At 38.2% G+C, this 8,221-nt stretch carries 10 protein-coding genes and 1 pseudogene; 4 read left to right on the top strand and 7 right to left on the bottom strand.

Annotation, left to right across the window (positions count from 1 at the left end):
• Both A194_RS18410 and A194_RS0112575 read right to left on the bottom strand, forming a co-directional pair.
• Positions 1-579: nitroreductase family protein (locus A194_RS18410; RefSeq protein WP_017187184.1), on the bottom strand; the 579-nt coding region annotated here is incomplete at its 3' end.
• A gap of 105 nt (positions 580-684) precedes the next feature.
• The gene (locus tag A194_RS0112575) at positions 685-2,121 is read right to left on the bottom strand and encodes a serine hydrolase (RefSeq protein ID WP_017187183.1); all 1,437 of its coding nucleotides are present in this window, start codon (positions 2,119-2,121) and stop codon (positions 685-687) included.
• A gap of 145 nt (positions 2,122-2,266) precedes the next feature.
• Between A194_RS0112575 and A194_RS0112570 the strand changes: the two genes are divergently transcribed.
• A complete protein-coding gene (locus tag A194_RS0112570; RefSeq protein WP_017187182.1) occupies positions 2,267-2,809 on the top strand; it encodes a hypothetical protein in 543 nt (180 codons plus the stop codon).
• A gap of 34 nt (positions 2,810-2,843) precedes the next feature.
• Here the strand turns inward: A194_RS0112570 and A194_RS19855 are convergent, their stop codons facing one another.
• Positions 2,844-3,005 (bottom strand): anti-repressor SinI family protein, encoded by a 162-nt coding sequence (locus A194_RS19855; protein ID WP_017187181.1) that lies wholly within the window; start codon positions 3,003-3,005, stop codon positions 2,844-2,846.
• A 175-nt stretch (positions 3,006-3,180) separates the two neighbouring features.
• Here A194_RS19855 and A194_RS0112560 point away from each other — a divergent pair, with 175 nt between their 5' ends.
• Positions 3,181-3,552 carry a hypothetical protein gene (locus tag A194_RS0112560; protein ID WP_017187180.1) on the top strand — a complete coding sequence of 124 codons (372 nt, stop codon included), beginning with the start codon at positions 3,181-3,183 and terminating at the stop codon, positions 3,550-3,552.
• Between the two features lie 43 nt (positions 3,553-3,595).
• Here the strand turns inward: A194_RS0112560 and A194_RS0112555 are convergent, their stop codons facing one another.
• Positions 3,596-3,991 carry a hypothetical protein gene (locus A194_RS0112555; protein ID WP_017187179.1) on the bottom strand — a complete coding sequence of 132 codons (396 nt, stop codon included), beginning with the start codon at positions 3,989-3,991 and terminating at the stop codon, positions 3,596-3,598.
• Positions 3,992-4,098: 107 nt separating this feature from the next.
• Positions 4,099-5,622 (bottom strand): AbgT family transporter, encoded by a 1,524-nt coding sequence (locus A194_RS0112550; protein ID WP_017187178.1) that lies wholly within the window; start codon positions 5,620-5,622, stop codon positions 4,099-4,101.
• 218 nt (positions 5,623-5,840) lie between these two features.
• Here A194_RS0112550 and A194_RS18405 point away from each other — a divergent pair.
• Positions 5,841-6,565: pseudogene (locus A194_RS18405) on the top strand (3-ketoacyl-ACP reductase).
• A gap of 74 nt (positions 6,566-6,639) precedes the next feature.
• On the opposite strand, the gene A194_RS0112540 reads toward A194_RS18405, so the two are convergent.
• Together A194_RS0112540 and A194_RS0112535 are read right to left on the bottom strand one after the other, a co-directional pair.
• The gene (locus A194_RS0112540; RefSeq protein WP_017187177.1) at positions 6,640-7,011 is read right to left on the bottom strand and encodes an SDR family NAD(P)-dependent oxidoreductase; all 372 of its coding nucleotides are present in this window, start codon (positions 7,009-7,011) and stop codon (positions 6,640-6,642) included.
• Between the two features lie 134 nt (positions 7,012-7,145).
• Positions 7,146-7,604 carry a divergent PAP2 family protein gene (locus tag A194_RS0112535; protein ID WP_017187176.1) on the bottom strand — a complete coding sequence of 153 codons (459 nt, stop codon included), beginning with the start codon at positions 7,602-7,604 and terminating at the stop codon, positions 7,146-7,148.
• A 218-nt stretch (positions 7,605-7,822) separates the two neighbouring features.
• Between A194_RS0112535 and A194_RS18400 the strand changes: the two genes are divergently transcribed.
• Positions 7,823-8,221 (top strand): hypothetical protein (locus A194_RS18400; protein ID WP_040402876.1); only part of this gene is annotated, 399 nt, incomplete at its 3' end.

The raw sequence follows: 8,221 nt of genomic DNA, 5'->3' as shown, positions 1-8,221 counted from the left end.
ACCTTGATCAGCTGTAATCCATGTTGTTTTCTCTTGAAACGGTGTGCGTGTTCCTTTTTCTTTCTTCTGTTCTGGATGCCCAATATAAATGAAGCCTAGCACTTCATCTTGTTCTCTTAGGCCGAATAAGTTTTTCATTTTCGGATGATATGTTGGCTTACCTGTGCGCCAAATCGCGCCTAACCCTAAGCCGTGTGCTGCGAGTAACATATTTTGAACGGCAGAATTAACCGCACCTACTTCTTCAATTGGAATAACTTTGTCTTGATCTGATGGTGTTACTGCTACCGTTATGATGACTGGTGCGCGGAATGGTTTTTGCTCAATACGTTCTAGCTTCGCCTGACATTCAGGTGTTGTTGGGTCTTCCATATCTTCTTTCGCAATGTCAGCCAGTGTACGGCCTAATGGTCTTCTTCCTTCATCTTTTAACACGTAAAATTTCCACGGTTCTGTATAAAAGTGATTCGGCGCCCACGTCCCTGTTTCTAAAATCTTCTCTATTAACTCATCCTCTACAGGCTTGTCCTTCACTTTACCAATGCTTCTTCGTTCATGAATTGCCTCAAATAGATCCATATCTATGTCACCTTCCATCAAGTTGTCCGTTTCCTTTAATCACTGTTATTATATAACTTTAATGAAAGGGCTGTCAATCTAATTGAGAATGATTTTCATCATAAGTTAACGCGCTTCAGCTTCCTCTTCTACGTCTAAGGCTTTCGGAATTTGTCTGACACCATGGAATAAGGCACGAACTTCCCTATCATCATTAAACAAAAAGCGAATTGGTGATTCTGATTCGCTCATTTCAATCGTAAAAAGGTGTTCACCAACAGGTCGCATGAGTAAAGCTTCCCCTTCTCCTTTGTAGTAAAGTTTGTCATCTTCTTTACTAATCGTAACCTCGGCTCCTTCGCCTGACTTATAAATCCCGACATATTGGTCTAGTTCAGACTCATTAACATCACAATCGTTAAACGTCGTAAGTGGTGTTTCAGGCGCGATGTCTTGAGCTGCATTAAAGCCTGCTATCATTAACTTGAACGCTGGAACACCCGAAAGATTGTTTAAGACGACACAAGCAAGCCCTTTTTCTGGTACAACCCCCATATTAGAAGACACACCTTTAAGGCTACCACCATGCTCTACTAAAGTTCCGCCATTATAATTCGGTGTAATCATTAAGCCGTAACCGTAATATTTATTGTCTTGAAATTGAACATGAGGTTGAATCATTACTTGTACACTTTCTGGCGTAATAATTCTGTTCTCTCCAAATTTTCCTTCATTGCGGAAAATTTCAGTGTAACGCATCATGTCTGCTAAAGTTGACCTTAAAAATCCACCTGCACACATCGCATAAGAATCCCACCATGCCTCTGAAGCGTACACTTCCTTCTCGCCATCTTTTTCATCAGATGCATAGATTGTCGTTACATTGTCTGACTGCAATACTTCATCCATCTTGAAAGTACTGTTTACCATTCCAGCAGGCTTTAAAATATTTTCTGTCACATATTGATCATATGGCATGCCACTAACACGTTCAATAATTGCACCTAACAAAGCATAACAGTCATTTGAATAACTGAACTCCTTACCAGGCTCTCCTAATAATTCGACCTCTAGCTGGCCAATGAATGTCATTAACTCTTCATAAGTTTCAATCGGTTCATGAGACTTCACACGTTCCATTTGCTTCGCAGGAACAGAAGAATCATTTTCTATAGAATGCCTCATCGCATGATAAAGACTAGGTAAAGGTGGCAAACCAGCCGTATGAGTTAATAAATGATGAATTGTCACCTTCTCCGTATGCTGTTTGTTTCCGAAGTTTAAATCAGGTAAGTACGTAACTGCCTTGTCTTCAACTGATAGCTCTCCCGCCTCTTGTAATTGCATAATCGCAACACCAGTAAATGACTTTGTAATAGAAGCAATACCAAAAATCGTGTCTTCATTTACTTCAAGTTGTTCATCGACATTTCGATATCCAAACCCTCGCTCATAGATGGCACTACCATCTTTTGCGACACCAAATGCTGCTCCTGGTACTTGATACTTGTTTAAAACCTCTTCAATATACGTTTCATAAGACTTAACCCAATCTTGTTTCATCAATCATTACACCCCAATCAAATTATTTCGCCTTACTAAGTAAATTCGATTAAGATCGCTATTTTCCTTCACTTTTTTAGAAAAAATTTAGACTGTGAAGGGTTATGAAATTTTTGGTAGAATATCGTGTTAGGGGAGTGGTTAAATGGATAAAATATTTTACTTAATTATTTTCTTGTTCATCTTATCAGCCTGTAACGGGAATGGAAGTACGGATTACAGTGAGTATGAAGATGTGTTGAGTGAAAAAGCTGGTTACGATGTACACATTGTCGAACCTCATGATCTAACGTTAACTGCCGCTAACATTACGACAGATGACGAAGTTGGTTTACACTTCAGCCAAGTGGATGGCGAATTACAGTCAGGTAGTGTTGAAGATGATCGAGGAGATGATGTTGAGTATGTTTACGGGCCATATGCCGGTGACTCTCAATACCGGATTTCAATTGAACCTAAAACCGATGACTTTCAATTAGAAGAACATAAAGCTGACGGAATGGAAATCGATGAAATTAACGGACACGATGTAGCCTATGAAATTATTGACACGCCACCAGAAGGCTTTTTCGGCACCATTTCGCTTGATGAATTGATTATTCACACCAATTTCCACGGTGATGCAGATGTAATTGAAGATGAAGCGATCGACTATATCGAAATACTGATCGATGCATATGAAAACTAAACTAAAAAATAGCCGAGTCCACTATTGGATTCGGCTATTTCTTTACCTTCTGACGCTCTTGTAAAAACTGTTCGACCTCTTTTGGCGTTAAACCAATCGCTTCAGCCTCTTTCATCAAGTTGAACCACCCACGGTCCAACTTTTTGTGTTGCTGCTTTAACCCGCCTACCCCATTATGCATTCTTCCGTCGCACACAACATTCTCCCCCTAATAAAGAAAACTTTAGACCACTTATGTAAGATTCTTGTTCGAGTGTAGTTGTATCTCATATAATCTCCAAAGCTATTGTAAAACGTAAAGGTTAAATCTATGTTAAGTTAATTAATTTTATTCAATTAATGTCATATAGTTTATAACGGGAGGTGATTTTGTGGGGATTAAGTTAATTAAAATATCGGTCGTCTATTTTGTGATTGGTGTGTTACTAGGTTTATATATGTCTATGACGGGACAATACATTTATACAGGTGTTCATGCTCACATCAATTTACTCGGCTGGACATCTATGACTCTAGCAGGTATTTTATATTTAATATTTCCTAAAGCAAGTATGAGTGGTCTGGGTAAAATCCATTTCTGGTTACACAACATTTCTTTACCTATTATGATGGTTGGCTTATTTTTCGTCTTAGCCGGAAACATTCATTTGCTTCCGCTTGTGAGTATCGGTGGGATCGGTGTCGTCCTTGCTGTAATCGTTTTTGCGTTAAATATTTTTAAGAATGTCAAGGTCGAAGAGTAATATTGCTCATCAATCGCTCGTTCAATAGAACAATGAGCGATTTTTAATTTGTATCATTTCGTTCCATCAGTTTCGGCAACAACCGTTTAACCAATAGGTCGAGGTGAAAGTATAGCCAAGCTGGAAGTACGCCTAGAGTTAATAAGTTGAAAAGTTCTAATGGCGCTAACCGTTCAATCACTAATGATAGGCTTGCTAAAATGAGTACTCCACCGTAAGCATACAACATTACACTCGCCAAATAACGATACACAGTGGTTTTAAAACGATCATTATCGACGATGTATTTCACGAAGTAATTCAGCAGTTGTCCTAAAGTAAATATAATTAAAAATGATACCCAAAAGAACATCAAAAAAGATATCCCTAATTGAGGTGCAATGATTGTAAATAATAACGCACTAATGAATGATATAATGACCTGCTCGATAAACTTCATACTTTACACCTCGCATTTCTATTAGTCTATTTATTATATATGATGGCTTGTTTTTCGTAAAAGTGCAAAAAATAACCTCCCCATTTTAAATGGAGAGGTTACTTCTATTATTCATTATAAAGAATTGGAGAGCCAGGTCCTAATTCAAGACCTAGGAACATCCAACCAATTAGCATAATTGTCCAAACGATCATGAATGCGATTGAGTATGGGAACATAACCGAAATGAGTGTACCAATACCCATGTTCTTGCTGTAACGTTGCGCAAACGCGATAATAATCGCGAAGTACGGTAGTAATGGTGTAATAATGTTTGTTGCTGAGTCTGAAATTCTGTACGCCATTTGTGCCATTTCAGGTGAATAACCTAATTGCATCATAATTGGTACGAATACAGGTGCTAACATTGCCCATTTCGCTGTCGCACTTCCGACGAAAAGGTTAATCACACCTACGACGAAAATGAACGCAACGATAAGCGGAATTCCTGTAAAGTTCGCTGCTTCTAAGAACTCTGCACCTAACACACCTAATACTAGACCCATGTTTGACTCGTTGAAGTACGCTACGAACTGACCTGCTGTAAAGGCAAGGACAATAAACATACCCATTGCTGCCATCGTATCAGACATTTGGTTCGCAACGTCTTTATCACTCTTAATCGCCTTCGTTACAATACCATAGACAAGGCCTGGTATGAAGAACAAGATTAAAATAATTGGAACGAGTGAATCCATAAATGGTGATTGAATAATACCACCATCATCTGCACGTAAAGGTCCATTTGGAAGTAATACAAGTAATGCAAAACCAACTGCTGTGACTAAACCAGAAACAGTAGCCCATACAAGGCCTTTCTTTTCTGTCGCTTCTAAACCAGTTAACTCTTCACGGTGCTCGCCTTTATACTCGCCTAAACGAGGTTCAACGATTTTTTCTGTAACGAACCAACCAACAAGAGTCAGAATAATGACTGACGCCATAATGAACCAGTAGTTCATCGCAATGTTCATCGTCTCAGCGTATGCTGGGTTGACGATCGCTGCTGCTTCGATTGTTAGCTCACCTAACATCGCATCTGTTGCTGATAAGAAAAGGTTCGCACTGAAACCAGCTGATACACCAGCGAATGCTGCTGCTAAACCAGCTAGCGGGTGACGACCTAATGCTGCGAAGATTACCGCTCCCAATGGTGGTAATACAACGTAACCAGCATCTGATGCAACACTGGACATAATACCAGCGAAAACAATACCCGCTGTAATCAAGAAGCCAGGTACTGATAATACAAATCCGCGTAATGCTGCACTAATTAGGCCTGATCGTTCAGCGAGTCCTATACCTAACATAGTCGCAAGTACAACGCCTAATGGCGCGAATCCGATAAAGTTATCAACCATACTTCCAAAAATATAGCGAATGCCTTCAGTATCTAATAAATTATTAACTGTTACATCGCTTCCATCTCCAGGGTGCTCAACTGATAGCCCGATGTACGAAACGAGTGCAGACGCCACAAGTACCATTAATGCTAGAACTGCAAATAATGTAACCGGATGTGGGAGTTTGTTGCCTGTACGCTCGATGACATCAAGGAAACGTTGAAATAACCCACGACGTTTCTCCTCCATATGAAGTCCCTACCTTTCTCTTCCTCCCAATTTATAAATATTTAGACAATTTCTAAGTTTGTACATTCGATATTATAAAGAATTTGTCGAATTTTAGGAAGAGGTATTTTTAATTTTTTTCTAACAAAATTCACCACAGTACAAAGTCGAATTTTTGAAAATATTCACGAAGTAACGTTAAACTGTTAATTATACCTATAGAAAAGGAGTGTTCAATTATGGGACAGAAATTAGAAGGTAAAATTGCATATATTACAGGGGCTAGCCAAGGAATTGGACGAGCGACAGCTATTGAATTAGCAAAAGAAGGTGTTAATGTCGGCTTAATCGCCAGACAAGAAAGCAAATTAGAAGAAGTCGCTGAAGAAGTGAAAAAGCATGGAGTTAAAGTAAAGATCGGAATTGTTGATATTTCTGATTTGACTGCAGTAAATCAAACGGTTAAAAACTTAGCTTCAACGTTAGGTTCACCAGACATTTTAATTAACAACGCTGGTATTGCATCTTACGGTAAATTTTTAGAAACAGATCCTGAAGAATGGCGTAGAATTTTTGACGTGAATGTGTTTGGTATGTACAACGTTACCCGCGCTGTACTGCCATATATGATTGATGAAGATCGCGGAGATATAATTAACATCTCTTCTAGTAGTGGCCTTAAAGCAACAGCTGGCACTTCTGCCTATTCCGCTTCAAAATTCGCTGTTCAAGGCATGTCAGAAGCATTAATGCAAGAAGTCCGTCCACATAACATTCGTGTGTTTACGATGAACCAAGCCTTGTTGCGACAGAATTGCCATTCGGTGAAGAATTGGATGAGAAAAACGATCCCGATAAATTTATGCAGCCAGAAGACTTAGCTGAATATATGGTAGCACAGTTAAAACTTAACCAACGTATTTTCATCAAACAATCATTACAATGGGCGACAAACCCGTTTTAAACTACTTAGGTACAAAACGAAATTTATAATACATTAAACATAAAAGATCAGGGAGTATTCTCGATGAATCCTCCCTAATCTTTATTAAATATAAACGTCACAAACATTTGCCCAAAACATATATTATAGAAAAAAATATGGAGATGCTTTATTTGTTCTACGCGCTCTTTCGTTTCTTCTGCATCTTCATGTTCATTTAAATAAACGATAACGATACTTGCCCCTTCCTTCGCAAAAGCATATGCTGTTGCTCTTCCAATTCCACTATCACCACCTGAAATAATCGCGACTTTACCTTGCAGTTTCCCAGATGGTTGGTAATAAGGCGTTTCTGAAATGGGTCTTGGTTCCATTAAATACTCAAGTCCTGGATGAAAAGGCTGATGTTGAGGCGGGAATTGAATAGGGATCCTTTCCGTTCTTTCCACATACTCTTGACACTTCATGATTAAACTCCCTTTTTCAATAATGTCATGCGTTACTATATGTCTGTATAGCCTATAAAGTTTTAAGTTTTTTAAGTAAAATACAAAAACGCCTAAATGATGTGAGAAATTTAACACAACATTTAGACGCTTGTTCACTTCTTTTCTAAACTTGCTGAAATCAGTCCAATTAAGGTGCCTAATAAAGCTCCCCCAAACACTTCGATCGGTTGATGACCTAAAACTTCTTCTAACTCTTTATCTTGTTTAACAAATTGAAAGCTTGGATAACTTCCTGAAAGTTCTTCGAAATGATCTTCTAAATCATTAACGATTTGAGCAATTTCACCAGTATGTCGACGAATTCCTTGTGCATCATACATGACAATAATTCCAAAAATGGTTGCTAAAGCTGTTTCAGTATGACGAATTCCTCTACTTGCTGCCATATAAGAGGTGAGTGCTGAAACGCCAGCTGAATGAGAGCTAGGCATCCCACCAGACGTGCCAGCTTGTTTCATATCCCAACTTCCTGAAACTTTTTTATGAGTAAAGATTTTCAACCCTTGAGCAATACCTATAGCTGAAAGTGCTGTTATTATTCCTCTGTTCATTTTCTCACCCTCTTTTAACCTTTTACTATTTTAATCCCCTTAATAAATCACAATTATTCAGAGCAATAAAAAGCGTTGTCTATTTTCACGTTTTAACCATTATTTAACTTCCATTTAACCTTGACTTAATATAATGAAGACAGTCAGTCGCATTGTGTAGATCAGATAGTAAGACACATGCGATCAATCAATATTTTAGAGGTGTGGAGGTGATCAACATGGTAAAGAAAATAAAATTCAACTATTTATTAATAATAGCTGGATTAATAATGTCATTAACAATGGTTGGTTGTTCTGAGGAAGAGAAGGCTGATCAGAACACTGAAGATGAAAGCTCGTATAGTGATAATTTGAGTGATGACGAAGAAAGCGATGAAACTGAAGGAAATAGTTCAGATGAAACTAGCGGCGGAAATGAATCTTTCGATATAACATGGGAAGGTGATGAATTATCATTTAATACTGTCGCTTGTCATGAAATGGGAGATGAATATATTATGCATGCTTCATCTCCGAGTCAAACATTTTCTGTATATTTTATGAAAGAAGAAGACGAAGAGGATTTTGACTTTAACACTCTTCATGATGTGGGGCTAATATTCATGGAAGAAGATGAA

The organism is Alkalibacillus haloalkaliphilus C5, from assembly GCF_000269905.1.
GTDB lineage: Bacteria > Bacillota > Bacilli > Bacillales > Alkalibacillaceae > Alkalibacillus > Alkalibacillus haloalkaliphilus_A.
The sequence above is the reverse complement of the archived record's forward strand: the minus strand, read 5'-3'. Positions and strand labels throughout refer to the sequence as shown.